The following is an 18,937-nucleotide window of genomic DNA, read 5'->3' as shown; positions in this document are numbered from 1 at the left end:
CAATAAGCATGTACCACTTGTGACGACTATTGAAGGGGTAAAAACCTGGGACGATGCCAACAATCAAGATGGTATACGTCCAGCAGAAATCACGGTGAACCTCTTAGCAAACGGTGAAAAAGTAGCGGAACAAACCGTTACAGCAGACGATGAGTGGGCCTATAGCTTTAGCAATCTACCTGTTAATAAAGCAGGTAAGGCTATCACCTATACTGTAGCGGAAGAAGCGGTTGAAGGCTATGAAGCCATTGTCAACGGCTACAATATTACCAATAAGCATGTACCTTCTCAACCGGGAATAAATGAAGAGGATAAAGGGGGGAAAGATTCTAATCAGAACCCTTTACCAAAAACAGGTGAAGAAAACCAATTAATTATGTCACTTGTCGCAGGGCTCAATCTATTTGTTGGGTTAATAGTTTTAACTTACAAAAGAAGAAAAGGATAATAATACTTAGTAGTTACGTTATGTAAAGGATGAGAAAAGAGCCTAATTCATCCAAAGCATATACTCTATGTCAATGAATATTGAGGCTCTATAATAAATAGGGTTGATGGAAGAAAAAACACTTCCTTCAACCCTATTTTTTGGTACATAAAAACACAGAAGTCCGATCTATTAAAAGTGGTAACTAAAATAGAAAGGACTCTGTGCTATGACTCATGATATACGAAAATTACTCCATATAAAAGACCCTAACGTAAAATTATCTGATAATTGTGGGTGAATTGTAAAATGAACTTAGCCATTTAAAATACAAGAAGAGCCAGTGAGTCTGCTAATCTATGTAGTAACAACACAAACATAGATTAGCAGACTCTACATGGCTCAAACCGAGCAATCGCTCGATTACTCGGACGTTCACCACAGACCATTCATATAAAAGTGAAACGTAGCATGGTTACTCAAAAATGCAAACAATCCGCAAAAGGAAAGACCTTTATCTACTTCTGGGATGTCTACAGTGCTGTTACTGGGCAAACGGCATATGACCACTTGCACGATGAAACGGGTCGACAAGCTAAATGGATTACTAATAAGGACTTCATCGATTGGGTGGATGAAAAGATACTCCATAAGGGGTGGAGCCCTGATGCGGTTGTTGTTACGCTAAGCGTCATGAATTATTCTGTAAAGAGTCGATTCCATGCACGAAAACGTTCGATAACTGGATCAATATGGGGCTCAAGCTAACGAAGAATATTGATTTGCCTGAAAAGGTGTCACGCAAACTGCGCAAGGCTTTTGAACCGGGTCCAAGAGGCCGCAAAATCCTAGGTAAGTCTGTTGAAGAACACCCTCAGAAAGTAGAAGACCGAGAGGAATGGGGGACATTGTAAAATCAATACCGTTGTGGGGGCCACGTGGTGAAGATGAACCAGCACTATTGACGTTGGTTGAGCGTCATTCACGCTTTGAGTTGCTTATTCTGCTTGAAAATCAGACAAGTCAGGCTGTTCATCAAGCGATCGCTCAGCTAATAAAATCCCTAAGAGAGGAAGCTGAGCGACTCTTTAAGACCCTTACAAGTGATAACGGTTCAGAATTCAGTTAGCTCACAAAAGCCGTATCCTCTATAGCTGAGGTCTATTTCGCTCACCCTTATTCATCCTGGGAACGTGGCACAAGTGAAAACCCACACCGTCTCGTTCGACGCTATATTCCTAAGGGGGGAATTTCTAGCTAGGTATACAGAAGTATATATTCATCGCATTCAACAATGGATGAATGCCATGCCTCGAAAGATATTAGGTTACGCCACGGCTCACGAAGTGTTTGTTAAGGCGAGGACTCCTTTGTTCTAGATGGCTAAGTTTTATTTGCAATTTATATCTGATAATTGTGTGGAAAAGATCAAAAATAAGCTTCAAATAAAGTGTGCACTGACCTATCCTGTTCATATGTGTCTTTGTTGCCAAAAGAAAGGAGTTGTCGTTAAAAACGGCACGCGATCCTCTAGAATCACCCATTTGGAATGTGCAGATCAATCTTGCTATTTATTTCTAAAAAATGTTACCTTTGTAGAAATTGTGGTCGCACCTTCACTGCAGAAGCAAAATTGGTTGAAAAAACTGCTTTATGTTGCGTGCCACTAAGCAGAAAAAATGCTAGCTTGACACCGGATACTTCGTCCCAAAATAGATTACTTCTCAAACCTAGGTCTCTCTTCCTACCGTTCGTCGTGTTAGCGATGCCCTCGCTTCCTCTATCCGTAAACATTCCTCAGCACTTCCGGATCATCTATGTAAGGATATATACTAAGTTCATGAATGACATCAAGAAAACCTTTATCAAGATTATATGAGTTAGGAAGAAAAGAAAAGGGGGAACAAACAATCATTAGTGGCTGAGTCCCCTTGGGTAGTATTAAGCCTATTTATCTCCAATCTGAACTGTTTCCTTTTTAAAGGAGATCTGCTTTTTAATCATCTAAAATTGTCAAATATTCTTTTAATAAAGTTAGTTATTGGATTATCTCTTCGATTTTCTAAAGTGTTTTTTTCTTGTTCGGTTTGAGACTCATTATCTTCTTCACCATCTATGGAAGTTTCATTAAGCTCTTCTTCAACTTTGGATTGAGTGACTTGATTAAGGGGTAAGTTTTCATTTTGATATAAATCAGGATGTTCAGCTAAAGCATCAAGAATCAAGGTTAATTGATCATAAGAAGAAGAATAACTTCCATCTTCTTGGATAAAGTTCCCCATGGATAAGGCAATAATTTCACGCCCATTTTCCTTGCCTGTCGCTACAAAACTATCTCCTGCACCATCTGTGAGACCGGATTTAAGGCCATTAATTCCTTCTCTTCCTAATGATTGACCAGGTAAAAGAGGATTAGGGGTATTAAAAACTTGGCTAAAGTCGCCATCTTCCTGGAAAACATAAGTTTTAGCAGAAGAAATATTTAAAATTTCTGGAAATTCTTTAATGACATTTTGAGTCATCAAAGCTAGGTCCTGAGCAGACATTGCGTTTTCATTACTAGCTAGAGACCCAGCCATACGCCAATCTTCAGGTATAAATTCATTAGGGACACCAGAAGTTGTGTATAAATCGAAATCTACAAAGCCCCAATTATTAAGTTGGTCGATCATCGCTTGAACAGCTGCAGTTTCTGAACCATAGATTTCTCGCATCAGTAAAGAGGCTGCATCATTCCCTGAACGCATAATTAAAGCATGAAGTAAATCATCTACAGTATATTTTTGACCAGCTATTAAAGGGGTGCTAGTTAACTCAGGGTTATCAGAGAGTGCTTGAGTTAGATCACTGGGAGCTTCAATTTCACTTGTAATTTTTATTTTCCCATCTTCAATTGCTTTATAAGTAAGATAGGCTGTAAGAATTTTAGTTGTAGAAGCAATTGGATAGGGGATATTACTTCCTCTTTGAGCTAAAATTCGATTTGTTTCAACATCTACCACAATGAAGGATCTTGAACTAATTGAACTATCAAAAAAGCTGGTTAGCTCCTCTGGGTAATCATCTGGCATGACGACCGTCTTGTATTCTTTGGCCTTATTAATATCTCTAGACAGATCAGGCAATTTAGATAAATTTTCAACTTGGGCTGAAATAGCTTGATTGAATAAATTGCTAAAAAGCATGACTAAAACAAGTTTTTTAAAAAATTTTTGCCAATTTATTGAATGTATAGGCATAGGCTGTCCTCCTTAAAATGGGTGTGACTAACGTTAAAACTAGTCAATAAACTATTCTTTATTATAGCGAAATCTCAATTTAAGTCCAATTGAGATATGAAATTTAAAAAATCAAAGAAGCATCAAATTTCGTTCACAGTTATGAAAAGCGCAATTTTAAATGTTGATTGGTAAAAATAAAAGAGATTACAACATAGTAATTTTTGATAAAATAGTTTTATTTATTGGGAGAAATTTAATAGAGAGACCACTCATTGATAATAAGGTTAAGTTTTCCCATAAATTGATCCACTGTCCCAATTTCTCTTTTCATTAGAACCAGAGCATAGATAGGGTGTCCATTTTCAAAATAAATAGCTGTACCGTGATAGGCATAATCCAGTTGTCCATATTTAGCAGCCATACCACCTTTGATATAAAGCTTAAAGTGTTGATCTTTTTCAGAAATGGATATGTATCTAACTAGAGGTAAATATTCTTTATCTTGGGCAATTTGTTTTAGTTAAACTAATAAAGTATTAGGAGTAGCATAGTTATATTGATCATAAAGACTTTCTGTCTTTTGACTAGCCCCTGATTTTTCAACCAAATCACGTTTAAAGTCTCCAAAATTGTTTTGATAATAATTAATCAGAATGTTTCAAGCGATGTTATTTGAATACACTAATAAATTTTCAATCAGCTCTTCTAATTGGTATTCAGACTGAATGGGACTATGGGTGTTTTTTTCTGCACCTGATTCAAAATCAACATTGCTGGCAGGCAATTGACTTTTCCAGTTAAGTTTTCCCTCTTCAATTAATTAGATGTAAAGAACAGCCGTTCCAACTTTATTGCTAGAAGGAGCATATTGGCCGATAATTTCGTTTAAAAAGTGAGATTCTTTAGTGAAAAATTATAGTAGGAAATGCCTAGACGAGAAGATGGGGAATTATAGTCATTTATTAAATCATTCACTAAATCAGTAACTGAACGATAGGAATCATAATTTCTTGAATAGGATGTAACTTGATGTTCTTCAATCCGATTTTTTCATCCATGCTGGTTTCTTGAGTCTCAATAGTTGTACTTAGTCTTTCTGACGCAGTTGTAATAGATTCTTCGCTATCAGAAGGAGAATGAGAGTCCTGCTGGCAGTCAACTAGAAATATCATAAAAAAGCTAATAAAAAGTTTTTATCGACATGAGCATTTCCTAAGATAATGTAAGAAATACGGTGTCAACCACATAAACATTGAACTTATTTCTAAATAACGAGTCCATTTAAGCTTTGAGATGAACTGTATTTGGTTAATAATAACTACTTTATGAATAATCTTCAAGATAAAATCTGTTTTTACTTAATGAATATATAGAGCATCTTTTGCTATAATAATAAATATTAGTCATGGAGGTGGATGGTAGTGAATTTGAAATCTTTGACTCAAAGTGAAAATCTTGAAGGTAATTTATTCTTATTGGTGTCAATTTCAGTCTTATTACCTTTTTATGTTGGTAGCGCTGTTATTTTTTTAACAACCTTATATCTTCTATTTCAACACCGTCGAGACTTGAGACAGATAATGCGCAAACAGAGTTGGTTATTTATCTTTTTGATATATAGTTTAATCATATCAATCTACTTTAGGAATTATATCGGAGTTGCCGTCACATTTGTTCTTTTTTTACTTTTTTTACTATTTAATTTTTATTTTCAAATAATTACTCCTCAGCTTTTTTTAAAACAGATAAAAATTTTCACATGGGGGTCTATCCCGTTAGCTTTGCTAGCGTTTGTAAGATATACTTACTATGTTTTTATGAATGGTTACGATTTATTTTATATTTTTAAGTATCATAATCCGCAAATTCGTGCAGAAGCAACGTTTTTTAATCCTAATTATTATGGACTATATATTGCCATGGTTTTAGTAATGGCTATTTATTTAATGGCGAAAACAAAGCGACCACTTGATCGTTGGTTATCGATGATAGTCATCTTCTTAAATTTAATTAGTTTATTTTTAACTGCTTCGAGATGGTCTATTCCTACTTGTATTGTAGGGATTGTCCTTATGGTATTTTTCTTAAAGCCTAAAATAGCATGGGGGATTGGTTTTGCTTTAGCAGGAGGTTTTTTAACTTTGTTTATAAAACCTGAATTATTACCTAGGTTTACTACTTTGGCGCATGCTTTTGATGACCGTTTTGCAATTTGGTATACTGGATGGCAAATATTTATAACAAGTCCCTTAATCGGAAGAGGGCCTATGGCTTATGTTACCTTTTATTATTTGTTTGCAGATCAAGGAAAAATGCATGCCCACCAGTTATTGATTGATACACTAGCTAATTACGGTATTGTAGGTCTAATGGTTTTAACAATGGCTTTTAGTCATTACTTTAGGAATGTAGTTGAACGAGTCTTCCAACCTAAAATTAGACTAGAATTAGGTCTCATTGTGTCAATATTAGTAATCGTTCTTTTTCACGGTATGATGGATGTGGGAATTTTTTGGATACAAACAGGCTATATCTTACTAAGTATTCTAGTGGTCCCTTTTTGTGTTCTCGAACAATTGGAAAATGAAGTTTAAAAGTATGTTGATCAAATAATTTTGAATACAAAATTCACCCACGCAACGTTTGTTGAAGAAGTTGCGTGGGTGATGTGATTATTATTGAATCTGTTGGTAATGGTACCATTCATTTACGCGTAAATTTAAATCCCCCATAAAATTATCGAGTGTACCCAGATCGTTGGTCATTAGCACTAGACTATATATAGGCTTTCCGTCTTCGAAGTATATACCTGTATCGTGATAACCATTACCATACTGACCATATTTAGTAGCCATTCCTTTATCAACGTACAGCTTGAATCGTTGTCCTTTTTGTGCGATTAACATGTAGTTTATAATAGGTTGATAGCTATCATCGAAAGCAATTTTATTAAGATAACCGATTAGCATATTGGGTGTCGCATAGTTCATATTTTGAGTTAAAGCAATCGGTTTATTATTAATGCCTGATAGTTCGATTAAGTCATTGCGATAATCACCATAATTTTCGTAATAATAATCGATTAAAATGTTCCAGGCAGTATTATCTGAATAGACTAGAAGGTTAGAAATCAATTCCTCTAAGCTATAATATGAGCGTAAGGGATTATTGGTGATTCTACCATCACCTTCTTCTAAATCCTTTTCGCTAGCAGGCAGTTGACTATCCCAACTTAGGACACCTGCTTCAATTAGGTCGAGATATAGGACGGAGGTTCCCACTTTGTTGGTAGAAGCTGCATGACGTGCTTCATTTTCGTTTAAGTAATAGGATTCTTCACTTACAAAATTTTGATAAGCAATACCTAGTTTAGAAGAATCAACGCCATATTCATCAATTAAATCTTCGATAATTTCTTGAACGGAGTCATATTGATCGTAATCTAAGGAAAATGATGAAGCGGCTGGTTGTTGTTCGGTATCATCTTCTTGTGTAGTTTCAATAGTTGTTTTTCCACCACTTGCAGAGGTGGTTTCTTCCTTATCGGTTGTTCCGTCATCTTCAACTATTGGTTTATCTTTTTTAACTGTTTCGGTACTTTCGTTAGGCTCTATGGAAGAAACTTCTAAGTCTTCGTTTGTCTCTTCTTTATCATCGTTTGAGTTGTTTTGCTTTTTTATAATTGCTTTTCTTAATTTGTCAGTTTTGGATAAAGTTGTTTCCCTACTCTCTTCTTTAGTAGAAGATATTTGATCATCTTCATCAGCAACTGACTTTTCAAGTGAGGAAGAAGGTTGACTTTGTAATGATTGAGAATCCTCTAATGAAGCTTGATTGTTAGATGAGTCAACTGAAGAGCTTTTCACTTCAGGGGATGAGGTATTTTGGCAAGCTGTTAACAGCCCTATCATAATCGTTCCTATTATAATTTTTTTTAAGTCCATTAAAAAAACTCCTAATATTTAGATTTCTGCAGTATTATATCATCAATTATGATTAATAGCTAAAGGAAATTTGCGCTCTAAGAATTTGAGGGCTAGACGCTAAGACATAAGCATGCCCATTTAGAAGCACCTTGTGTAACATATGTTTGACAACTCTAGACACTCTAGAATGCTCTAAGAATTTTAACTTGATTTATCAAATGAAGTGTGATACAATGTATAAGTTGAGAAAACAAGTAGAAACAAACCGTTTCTCGCCGGACATTAGAAGATGTAGGGCAAATCATTTATGGAGCAGAAAATTCTGTTTTTGTAAATTGATAGAGACGGCACGTATACAAACGGGCTGTTTTTTGTTTTTATTTGTCACTCATAAAAATTATGGAGGTGGACTCATATCGCTAAAGAAGCATTGATTAATGGGCAAATTCGCGCTAAGGAATTGCGCGTCATCGGTGATAATGGAGAACAAATTGGAGTTAAATCGCTACAAGACGCTTTAACGATTGCTGAATCTTTTGATTTGGACCTCGTGCTCGTTTCACCGCAAGCTAATCCGCCAGTTGCACGGATTATGGATTACGGTAAATATCGCTACGAGTTACAGAAAAAAGAAAAAGAACAACGTAAGAATACAAAAGTAGTCAGTGTTAAAGAAGTACGTCTCAGTCCTTCAATTGATGACCATGATTACCAGACGAAATTACGTCAAGCAATCAAGTTCTTGGAAAAAGGCGATAAAGTGAAAGCAAGTATCCGGTTTAGAGGACGGTCAATTACCCATAAGGATTTAGGTTTAGATGTTTTGGAAGACTTTATTGAAGATACAAAAGAAGTTTCGACCGTTGAGTCAAAACCTAAAATGGAAGGCCGTAGTATGTTTACCATACTCGCACCCTCGTCAGAATCATAATACGATTAATAAGTAGGAATATAGGAGGATTATTATGCCAAAACAAAAAACTCACCGCGGTTTAGCAAAACGCGTTAAGAAAACAGGTACAGGTAAATTGAAACGTTCACGTGCATTTACTTCCCACCGTTTCCACGGTAAAACTAAAAAGCAACGTCGTCAACTACGAAAATCAGCTTTAGTTTCTGCTTCAGATATGAAACGTATTAAGCAACAAATTTCAGCTTTATAGGAATAAAGGAGGAAGAAAATCATGGCACGCGTAAAAGGTGGATATGTTACACGTCAACGTCGTAAACGTACATTAAAATTAGCTAAAGGTTATTACGGAGCAAAGTCAAAATTATTTAAGACAGCTAAGCAGCAAGTTATGAAGTCATACATGTATGCTTTTCGTGACCGTCGTCAAACCAAACGTAATTTCCGTCGTTTGTGGATTACACGTATTAATGCAGCAGCTCGTCAAAATGATATGAGTTACTCTGTATTAATGAATGGTTTGAAAAAAGCCGGAATCGAAATTAACCGTAAAATGTTAGCAGATATTGCTATCAATGATGCAGCAGCATTTACTGCTTTGGTTGAGGAAGCCAAAAAAGCATTAGTTTAAAAAATAGACTCTATATCAAATAGGGTTGATGATAAATTAAGGAGACTAAGCAGTTAATATCTGTTTGGTCTCTTTTTCTTTTTCTTCGGATACAAATTGTCTCGCGTTAAAAGATTTTATCTTTAAAATGACAATAGTTTCGGGAGTCATGGACATTGCGCTTAAGCACTTTAAATTTATTGATCACCCCTTAGTTAGTTCAGGATGGTTGAAGGTAATCTCAAGAAAGTTGTTGGGATTCCGAAGGTTCTTCTTAACCTAGATGATAGCCGGGAGGTTGAATTGTCACGGAGTAAGACCTTAAATGCTTTGTGACTAAATTTTTCTAAGGGATAGTGTAGCTTTTGTATCATTTGATAGGTGCTTTTAAACACTTGCTTCTGATTTTATAGGTCATTGTCCCTATTGTCGGTATTGTTCAAAAACAGTCCCCCAATATCTTTTGATTTATTGTAGAGCGCTTGTCTCTATGATGTACTTGATTTATCCAATGAATGTGCAACCGATTTAATTCAGGATTAAGGGATTGAACAACGATATGAAACCGTTCAATAATAATCAAAGTATTAGGGCTCAATTGGCAAGTTAAGGCAATGTAGGCTGTGTATCAGTCAATGAAAATAGTTTTTACCTTATTTTATTCATGATGACTATAACGGTAAAAGCACTTTTTTAGATATTTTAAGTGACATCTTCTACAACATCTATGACTTGATGGGGAATGACATTGCACTAGCAAAGCTTATAGCCCCCTTCACTGTTGGAATTGACTTAAACTTATCAAACAAATCTTTTAAAGGAGGGTCGGTGGCCGTTTATGAGAAACGGAAGCGAAGGCAATTATGACATGATGCACTTATAGATAGATATGTTTGATAAGCAATCATCTTTTTTGAGGGCGTGTGGGTTGTTAAACACGCTATTTTTGTTTGGTAGCACTAGAGATGAAACAATGTATCTACAAGGGCTTATTCTGAGCAGGAAAGTGTGGTGATCAAAGCTTGTTTGTTCAGACAAAAACAGACCTTTCCTAAGCCTTATAAGGAGCTAATAATAGGTAAATAGTTAGCCTTTTAATGACAGTCTTTTCCTTATGATAGTAGGAGCAAGGATGAAAAGGGTGAACAGGAGAACTTAAGGCGCAAGAAATATAGTGATTATTTTTGACTTGTGCGACTCAATTATGAGAGAAATTAATGTTTGGGTCTTTAGTATTGAGGACTGTTCTATCTTATTAGTCATGTACAGACTTCTTTCTATATAGTAGAACATGCTTTTAATACATTAAATGTCTGTGTTTTTGTGAATGATCCCTATAATTTATAGAATCATAATATGTTGAAGCCAAAGTCAAGGGAATCTTGATTTTGGTTTTTTGTTTTATATGGAAGTAAACATTTTGAAACATAATTAAATTTAAAAAGAATAGTTTCTTGATACTAATAGAAAAGTTATTTTTCTTTTACGTTCAATTAGTTAAAATTTAATTAGTAGGAAATTTTTAATCTGAAATTTAACCATAATACTGCTACAATTCACAATATTGTGTTAATATGGGATAAAGTCCATGTAATTGTGTAGATTATGAAAGTCCATATAAAGCCCCTTTTACGGCGCGATGTTTTTGCTATAAAACATACCTAGTAGATTTTTATAGAGGCTAAGAACATCTTACATTGAATAATGAAGAGTTTAAAGCATTATTAAATAATCGATAAAGGGGAATGTCTCTAAAACATTTAATAACCATGTTTAAAAAAAGTAATGAATAATTGACAAAAACAATTTATTCAAGCTGATGGTTACAGGTGATTCGAAGGGTGTCAGAGTCAACGGAATCGCTATGATGAGTCAGACTTTATAATTAGGATAAGCAAACTTTCACCGAAAGGTATTAGGAAGGAGTGATGGCAACTTTCACTTACGACATTTGAGCATTAACAGTGGAGGGAGAAAGGTCTCCTTCTTTCTATGCTGGAAAGCAACGTTTCCACTCTGGCGAAACAATTAGATTAAATGGTCCATGATGGGCATAATTGTTTGTTTATAGGTATTCCTTCTCCTTATCTAATGACCGATCTTTCTTACATTAAGTTATGAGAAGAAAATTAGATTATTTCTAAAAGCTGTCATATTCGCTTGGATAAATTAATGAGGACAAGCGTGAAACTGTAGGTTTTATGATTCAAAATGAAGAGAATAATGATACTTGCTCCTTTTTAAAACAACTCAAAGAAGGCGGTCTACAAGGAACTGAGTTTGTCATTTCCGATGACTATAAAGACTTAGTTGTTGCGATTCGCCAGTTGGTTACCAAGGCAAGTTGGCAAAGACATCAAATTAACTTCTTACGAAATATCTTTGTGACTATTTCCAAGAAAACCTCAAACTTTTTCGTGGAGTCTTGGAAAAATAATTTTTAATTTATGACTATCAACTTAGCACAGAGGCTAAAAAACACTGATTACTGATGGTATCGATCAAATAAAATATATTAAAGTCTGTGAGACTTTAGACATTGGTCCCTAAGTTGCCTTTTAATAGACTGTGATTCGTAAAGATCACAATCGATAAAAAGTACCAAACTTCTTGAAGGATATATATGACAATGGCTCAGTTCGATAAGAAAGCGTATTAAATTTGATCAACAAGAGACTGTTAAAACATTGCAGTGTAATTCACACAGGATTATGGGCTTGACTTAATATTATGGGTATAAAGACACTAATGTGAGAGATTTTATGAATTAGAAAGGAGTTATATGAAGAAATTATCAGCAAGGATAAAGTGAGCTTGAGCAAAAGTTAATAAGGAGGCGAATTGTAATGAATAAAAAAATAATGGTTAATTTAGTGTTGACAATGATGCTTTTGTTGAATATCGTTTTCTCACCACAAACGATGTACGCAGTTTCGCAGGTGTTTGATACAGATACTACTACCATGGTAAAGAATGAAAAAATTGTCGATGGCCAAGTGCTCGAAACTAGGACTAAGAATAAAGCTGGCGAACAAAAAGATGTGGATAATAACATTTTAAAGGATGAAACCCTTCTGGAAGAGATAGGAGATGATAATCTAAACGAAGAGACACAAGTGGATAATTCAAACAACTCAGAAGATGATGCAGAACATCTTCCTCAAAAGAAAACAGAAGTCCCAATGGATAAAGCGCCAGAAGGCATCAACAATATTGATCCTCCGATAGATGAAACGGCTGTAGAGAATGAAATGGTTCCTGAAAACGTTACTTTTAGTGTCCTTCAAGGCAACTGGGTGAAAAATGTTGTTATGACTGTCACCACAACAGACAATAACACATTCATTTTACCTGATGGGGAATCGATAACTTTTACTCCATCAGAATTAAATGCTTTAATACTTGATTATACTCTAGTTAGTCCTCCTAATACGGTAATAAATGCTGGGGACACTTATACTATTGTTTTGCCAGAAATTTTTGAAGGAAGTTCCGCAGCTGTTTCACTTCTGGTGGAAGGTACAGAAGTGGGTACTTATACTGTAACTAATGGGGAAGTTGCCATTCTTTTTAATGATAAGGCTAAGGAATTTGATGATTTAAATATAAACATAAAGATTTCTGGACAGTTCGATACAACACAATTGATTGAAGAAGAAGTTATTGAGGTTGTCATTCCATACGGTGAAGGAGGGTTTTTTACAACAACTATCATTGCTGAGGAAATACCTTATGACGGGGAAGATAAAAAAATAGCAGGACAACCCTATATTATTGATGAAAACGGAGAAAAAGTATATAAAGATGTAACTGGACAACCAGTGACAAACCCTACACATATAGATTGGACCGTTCGATTAAATGATAGTATGGCCACCGTTTCAGAGGCTACATATACCGATTATTTTGGTGATGATTTAGAGCTTTTACCAGAAAGTATCTTAGTTGAAAAGCTCATTCGTAATTACGAAAACCAAGTGATAGGCCAAGAAGAAGTAGTGGTTGCACCGTTAATAAGTGATTCGCGCTTTGAAATTGACTTAGGGTCAATTGAAGATGCCTATGATATTAGCTATACTACATTAATTAATCGACCGAATGGGGGAGGAGCTAAAACTATCAGTAATACTGGATTAATTTTCCTAGATGGTTCAGAAACTCCTGTTTCTGATAGTTTTGAGGGAACATGGTATGAAGATCTACCGACTATTACTAAACAAGGTTCAATCTCAGAGCAAGATCCCTCGATAATTGATTGGGAAGTTACTTATAATTATGGCCAGGAAGATCTTGGGACAGTAATTTTAGAAGATTTAATAAGTGGAGTGGACTCTCAAACGAAGAGTATTACAGAAAAAATTAAACTTTTAAAAGATACGATTAAAGTGCGTAAGGTTGTTCCTGATAGTAACGGCAATGTTTTAAACCCAGAAGATTTCACACCAGTTAGTGGAAGCTTTCCTTTAGAACTTAATGCTCAAGGACAAGCCTATTATATTACTTTTTCGACAGAAGTAGAATTGGGTGTTCAGGGGACAGTCACTAATATTATCTCTGATAATCTAGATCCACAAAATAGTGCAACCGACTCGGTTGTTATAAATACTATTCCAACTTTTGGTAAAGCTGGGGAGCAATTGGTAGATGATGAAGGTAAGCCATATATTGAATGGAAAATTACCCTTAATTCGCAAAGAATCAATATGGGTAGCATGACAATTCGAGATGTGTTTGATCAAAGTTTATTAGACTTTAATGTTGCAGATTTATCTTCATATGAATTATACCAAGATGAGATAACAACAGAAAAGTTAATTGATAATAGTAATTACTACATTCGTAATTATACACATAGCGATAATCGAGAAGGATTTGCTCTGACTGTCCAGAATGCAGGACCTCATAAGTATATATTTGTTTATCGAACATATTACACGACAGCAGGACTGCAAGAACCTAATATAGCTAATAATGCTGAACTCGTTTACTTATTCGGTGAGGAAAGTGGACCAGGAATTTCTTTTGATGTTAACTTAGCAGGTCCTAAAGCAGGAATAAAAAAAGTTGGTTCTTATGTAACTAGCGAAGATAAAACTGAGCAATTTATTGAATGGAAGATTACTTTTAATGAAAGTAATATTAATCTTACTAAACCAATAATTGAAGATAGTTTTAGTAGTGGCAATTATAAGTATGTAAATGATTCTTTTGAATTAACTTCTACAAATGAAGGTGCTTTGGCTTTTGATCCTACTGCATTAATAATGAATCCAAGTCAAGGTTTTACCTATCAATTTGGTACTGATACCAATGCTACTTATACTATTAAATATCTTACAACCGTAGATGACGCCAATAACCTCGACCAAATAAATAAAGTTACTTTAGATTGGCAAGGTGGTAAGGAAGAAGCAACAGCTAATGTTTATAAACGTCAAGCAGGTATTAATAAGAAAGCTAACATTGTGATTGATGCTGAAGGTAATAAACACATTAATTGGATTATTAATTTCAATACAAAAAAAGCCGTTTTAGCTAATGTAGTAATCACTGATCAATATTCTCCGTCAACAGCTGACATGTCTAATATTCTTCTATATAGAGACGGAGAGGAAGTTGATCCTAGCCAATACCAGGTCATTGAAGAAAGTCAAGGATCATTTGAACTTATATTAGGAGACATTGATGCAGTTCCGTATACGCTCACATATACAACTAGTCTTTCGTCAGGAGAAGAAGTAAATCTTATTCAAAACAAAGCGTTATTAACTTATACAAACGGGAGTGAGCTAGCCTTTATAAAAGTTCCGAGCCCTGCTTTATCGGTTAACAAAGAAGCAGTGAGCCTAGACAAGACTCCAGATAATCCTGTTATCTCATGGGAAATAACTGCGAATGCGAACACATCAAATCTCATTAACTTAGTAGATCCTGTTTTAACAGACACAATACCAGGCGATCAAGCTTTAATTCAAGATAGCATTAAAGTTTATGATCAAAGTGGCACCCTTATTACCGACAATCTTAATGTGACAATTAACACTGATTCCAATAGTTTCGTCATTCAACTACCAAACGGATCTTATCAATACAAAGTACAATATGACACGGAAATTTTGCAATTCCCATCATTTCATGAAAGTGTTTTGGACAGATATACTAATTCAACTACTTTATCAATGATATACGAAAAAGAAGATGTTGTCGCTAGTGTATCAGATACAGCCTACTTGGATTATTTTGCAAATAACAACAGTGGATTGGTTGCTAAAACAGGGACACAGAACCAATTAACCGAAAACATTGATTGGACAGTTACCGTGAATGAGGAAGGTCTGACAATCAAGAATCCAATAATAGAAGATCAACTTTCGGATAAACATAGTTATCTAACTGATTCATTTAAAGTTAGAGATAGCGCAAATAATCTTTTGAATATTAATGAAGACTATTCAATTACTTTCGCTGAAGATGACAGAAGTTTCAAGTTGACTTTAAACGATACAATAACGCAAGCTATTACAATTTCTTACTCCACACGATTAAATGATAATTTAATTGGTACTTATCAGGTTACTAATACCATTACATTAAAGGGCGGAGAAGAGAGAAAAATTATTAAAGAAACAGTTACTGAAACAACTGCTCAACAGTATCAATTTGGTGGAGGCGGAACAGGGAGAAAACTTGATTTTAAAATTCTCAAAAAGGCTAAAAGTGGAAAAGCTATACGAGATGTTGGATTTAAGATTGAAAACATAGACATTCATGGAAATGTCGATACGGTAGTATCGGAAGTATTTACAAGCGAGGAAGGTATTTATATTTCAGATAAATTGAGAGCTGGAAAATATATTCTCACTGAGACATCAACTCCTGAAGGTTTTAAAACACTTGCATCATCAATTTATTTTACAATTAACTATTCGGTTGACAATCCACAGTCTTACGAATTACAATTACTTAATTCAAATGGAGAAGTTGCCGAGATACCTAATGTATCAACCAATGGTAATGTAATAACAATCATCAATGAACCCAAAGAGGTTAAGACTCCGTTAAAAGCAAAGAAGATTTTAAGAGGTCTAAATTTAGCTGACGGACAGTTTCATTTTGAATTACTAAATGAGGATGGAGAGATTATTTCTCGAGCTAAGAACGATGTTAATGGTAATATAGTGTTTGAAGCGCTTACTTTTGACACAGTAGGTGATTACCAATATATGATACGTGAAAAAATAGATCAACAGGCAGGGGTAACTTATGATACAAATCAATATAATGTATTAATATCAGTCACCTACGATGAACAAGGGCACTTAGCAACTAATATCCAATACGAAGAGGATGATCTACCTACCTTTAAAAACTCTTATACGCCTAAAGTTGGAAAACTATCATTATTGGCTGAAAAAAAATTAGAGGGTCTTTCTCTAGAAAAAGACCAGTTTAATTTCCAAGTATTTAATGAAAATGAAGAAGTTGTTGCAACAGGTACGAATGATAGCAATGGAAAAGTTGTTTTCAGTGAATTAACCTTTGATAAAATTGGAGTATATAGGTATAAAATTGGTGAAAAGAAAGATAACCAGCTAGGTATTGCGTATGATCAAACAACCTATGATGTGATCGTTAAGGTAACCGATGACGAGAAGGGTCAATTACAATTGGTTGTAGAATATCCTAACAATAAGGTTCCTGTCTTTACCAATGTATATACTACTCAACCAGGAAAAGCTTCATTAATTGCTAAAAAAGAATTAACAGGTCTTGATTTAATAGCTGGTCAATTCAATTTTGAAGTCCTAAATTCTGATGATGAAATTATTTCGACAGCATCGAATGATATAGATGGGAAAGTAGCATTTACTGATATATCTTACGAAAATGTTGGAGAATATAATTACACTATTCGTGAAACCCAGGATGATCAAGCAGGTATCACTTATGATGATTCAATATATGATGTTACAATTATAGTAACTGATAATGGAGCAGGACAACTTGTTCATGAAGTGGTTTATCCTGATCAAGCTATCCCTGTCTTTAAAAATAGTTACACAGCAGCAAAGGGTGTACTTTCATTAGTCGCAGAGAAAAAATTAGAAGGATTAGACTTAGTAGCGGGTCAATTTAACTTTGAAGTTGTGGATACCAACAATGCAGTCGTAGCAACAGGCACGAATGATAGCAATGGAAAAGTTGTCTTTAGTGAATTATCATTTGATACGGTAGGCGAGTATGCGTATACCTTACGTGAAGTGTCAGACAATCAAGCAGGAATTACCTACGATGATTCAGTGCATGAAGTAGTAGTTACCGTAACCGATGATGGGACAGGTTTCTTAAGGTTAAGTGTCACCTATCAAAATGATGCAATAGCTGTTTTCAAAAATATTTATACTGAAATTTCAGAAAAGCCTAAAGATCCTGAAAAACCTCAGGAACCAGAAAATCCTAAAGACCCTGAAAAAACTCAGGAACCAGAAAATCCTAAAGACCCAGAAAAACCAGAAAAACCGAAAAACCCGGATAACCCTAAAAATCAAGAAAACACTAAGGATACTTTACCTATAACCGGTGAAGAAACTACTTATTCATTATTAGCTCTGACAGTTTTGATTATTGGTTTGATGATTTATCTTTTGGGTAAAAAAGGTTTAAGTAAGAAATTTTAGGAATAGATACCCTTAAGACATTTGTAGATTATAATTTACCGAACAAATGAACGTTATGGAATCACTTTTAAGGCAAGTAAAACAGACGAATCGCTTGATTCGTCTGTTTTATTCTTATAAAAGGGTGAATTTTTATGAAAAATAGCCTCCCAAAAGGTCTACTCTGTGAGACTTGAGAGGAAAATTTTAGGAGGGAAATAATTGTTGATAGTTAAGTATTATAATAAAAGTCATTCAAAAAACTATTGAAAGAAATAAGCGGTCAATCTCTGAAACGAAAGCCTCTCGACCTCTTATTTCAATAAATTAAAATGGGTAGAACATTTAACAGAGTGATCTAAATGTTGTGAATGTAATAAATCTAGATGATCAATAACGGATTCATAAGTAACATTATCCTCGAGCAAAATCCCTTCATCTTCACGGGTAGAATCAAATATCACAAGACTAGGGGTTGAATGAACACCCATGGCTTTAGCAATTTTAAGGTCATTAAAATATAATTCTCGTGTGAAATCGGAATAGAAATCCTCATAGAACAAATCTGAATCTAAACCATTGCTTGCAGCAAGGTCCATAATTAAGTTTTCGTTCAAAAGAGATAGATCGTGATAAATTTTTTGTTGTAAATCTTTTAAAAAGCATCTGCCTTTACGTTTGCCTTGAAAGTGTGCAGCTTTTACGGCTAAAGCAGCTTTATAAAGTTTACAGTAGAGGTCATTACGGACTGCTAAACTAGGTTGAATAATGCCTAAACGCTGCATAAAGTCATTTAAAATCTCTTCATTATGTATACAAAGAATATTAATGTCAATCTTTGAAGAAATTAATTTACTAGCCTTATTAATCTCTTGCTCGGAATAGTAGCATTTTCGCCCTAAAGGATTGACAAACAAATAAAAGTCAAAATACTTTGCCTGACCATTAAAGTGATAATCAATCATATAATTTTCCACACTATTCCTCCTTCGTATTACTTTTTCTTAGTATAAGCTTATCATAAACATAGTGTAATCTATAATAATACGCCTAGAGTGAAAAACCTCACAAATAAATAGTATGCCGTAAAATGATAGATATTTCAACCAATGAACAGTTATATACGAAAACCCTGTTAAACGTAAATGATAATGTCTCAAGAGAACACAAATCAAAATGTCCCACT

Annotated in this window: 15 protein-coding genes; 9 read left to right on the top strand and 6 right to left on the bottom strand. The window is 34.6% G+C overall.

The genetic code is table 11. The annotated features are described in order from the left end of the window. From ACQV2G_RS07865 to ACQV2G_RS07855, 3 genes are all read left to right on the top strand, one after another. Nucleotides 1-448 (top strand): Cna B-type domain-containing protein (locus ACQV2G_RS07865; protein ID WP_428876539.1); only part of this gene is annotated, 448 nt, incomplete at its 5' end. Nucleotides 449-898: 450 nt separating this feature from the next. Beyond that, complete coding sequence (locus tag ACQV2G_RS07860) at nucleotides 899-1,195, top strand: hypothetical protein (RefSeq protein WP_428876538.1); 297 nt, start codon at nucleotides 899-901, stop codon at nucleotides 1,193-1,195. A 130-nt stretch (nucleotides 1,196-1,325) separates the two neighbouring features. Beyond that, a complete protein-coding gene (locus ACQV2G_RS07855) occupies nucleotides 1,326-1,556 on the top strand; it encodes a hypothetical protein (RefSeq protein ID WP_428874548.1) in 231 nt (76 codons plus the stop codon). A gap of 871 nt (nucleotides 1,557-2,427) precedes the next feature. Here ACQV2G_RS07855 and ACQV2G_RS07850 read toward each other — a convergent pair. The 4 genes from ACQV2G_RS07850 to ACQV2G_RS07835 all read right to left on the bottom strand — a co-directional run bounded on the left by ACQV2G_RS07850 (nucleotide 2,428) and on the right by ACQV2G_RS07835 (nucleotide 4,820). Continuing rightward, nucleotides 2,428-3,666: a D-alanyl-D-alanine carboxypeptidase family protein gene (locus tag ACQV2G_RS07850; protein WP_428874549.1), complete on the bottom strand. Its 1,239-nt coding sequence runs from the start codon at nucleotides 3,664-3,666 to the stop codon at nucleotides 2,428-2,430. A gap of 235 nt (nucleotides 3,667-3,901) precedes the next feature. Beyond that, entirely contained in the window at nucleotides 3,902-4,069 is a 168-nt protein-coding gene (locus ACQV2G_RS07845) for a hypothetical protein (protein WP_428874550.1), read from the bottom strand. Nucleotides 4,070-4,306: 237 nt separating this feature from the next. Further along, complete coding sequence (locus ACQV2G_RS07840) at nucleotides 4,307-4,465, bottom strand: serine hydrolase (protein WP_428874555.1); 159 nt, start codon at nucleotides 4,463-4,465, stop codon at nucleotides 4,307-4,309. 157 nt (nucleotides 4,466-4,622) lie between these two features. Continuing rightward, nucleotides 4,623-4,820, bottom strand: a complete 198-nt coding sequence (locus ACQV2G_RS07835) for a hypothetical protein (RefSeq protein ID WP_428874551.1) — start codon at nucleotides 4,818-4,820, stop codon at nucleotides 4,623-4,625. Nucleotides 4,821-5,063: 243 nt separating this feature from the next. Between ACQV2G_RS07835 and ACQV2G_RS07830 the strand changes: the two genes are divergently transcribed. Next, nucleotides 5,064-6,242: an O-antigen ligase family protein gene (locus ACQV2G_RS07830; RefSeq protein ID WP_428876536.1), complete on the top strand. Its 1,179-nt coding sequence runs from the start codon at nucleotides 5,064-5,066 to the stop codon at nucleotides 6,240-6,242. An 81-nt stretch (nucleotides 6,243-6,323) separates the two neighbouring features. Here ACQV2G_RS07830 and ACQV2G_RS07825 read toward each other — a convergent pair whose 3' ends face one another. Next, complete coding sequence (locus ACQV2G_RS07825; protein WP_428874554.1) at nucleotides 6,324-7,592, bottom strand: serine hydrolase; 1,269 nt, start codon at nucleotides 7,590-7,592, stop codon at nucleotides 6,324-6,326. A 412-nt stretch (nucleotides 7,593-8,004) separates the two neighbouring features. Here ACQV2G_RS07825 and infC point away from each other — a divergent pair, with 412 nt between their 5' ends. The 5 genes from infC (at nucleotide 8,005) to ACQV2G_RS07800 (ending at nucleotide 17,772) form a co-directional block, all read left to right on the top strand. Continuing rightward, complete coding sequence (infC, locus tag ACQV2G_RS07820; protein ID WP_258436502.1) at nucleotides 8,005-8,505, top strand: translation initiation factor IF-3; 501 nt, start codon at nucleotides 8,005-8,007, stop codon at nucleotides 8,503-8,505. A gap of 34 nt (nucleotides 8,506-8,539) precedes the next feature. Next, on the top strand, nucleotides 8,540-8,737 hold the full coding sequence (gene rpmI / locus ACQV2G_RS07815; protein ID WP_258436501.1) for a 50S ribosomal protein L35: 198 nt from the start codon (nucleotides 8,540-8,542) through the stop codon (nucleotides 8,735-8,737). Nucleotides 8,738-8,758: 21 nt separating this feature from the next. Beyond that, nucleotides 8,759-9,115, top strand: a complete 357-nt coding sequence (rplT, locus tag ACQV2G_RS07810) for a 50S ribosomal protein L20 (protein ID WP_428874468.1) — start codon at nucleotides 8,759-8,761, stop codon at nucleotides 9,113-9,115. 2,147 nt (nucleotides 9,116-11,262) lie between these two features. Next, nucleotides 11,263-11,538 (top strand): transposase, encoded by a 276-nt coding sequence (locus tag ACQV2G_RS07805; protein WP_428876540.1) that lies wholly within the window; start codon nucleotides 11,263-11,265, stop codon nucleotides 11,536-11,538. 402 nt (nucleotides 11,539-11,940) lie between these two features. Then, nucleotides 11,941-17,772: a Spy0128 family protein gene (locus ACQV2G_RS07800; RefSeq protein WP_428876535.1), complete on the top strand. Its 5,832-nt coding sequence runs from the start codon at nucleotides 11,941-11,943 to the stop codon at nucleotides 17,770-17,772. A gap of 293 nt (nucleotides 17,773-18,065) precedes the next feature. On the opposite strand, the gene ACQV2G_RS07795 is transcribed toward ACQV2G_RS07800, so the two are convergent. Continuing rightward, nucleotides 18,066-18,728, bottom strand: coding sequence for a DsbA family protein (locus ACQV2G_RS07795; RefSeq protein WP_428874466.1), 663 nt, complete (start codon nucleotides 18,726-18,728; stop codon nucleotides 18,066-18,068). Nucleotides 18,729-18,937: the final 209 nt, after the last annotated feature.

The sequence above is a fragment of the Facklamia sp. P12955 genome (assembly GCF_050409565.1).
Classification (GTDB): domain Bacteria; phylum Bacillota; class Bacilli; order Lactobacillales; family Aerococcaceae; genus Facklamia.
The sequence above is the reverse complement of the archived record's forward strand: the minus strand, read 5'-3'. Positions and strand labels throughout refer to the sequence as shown.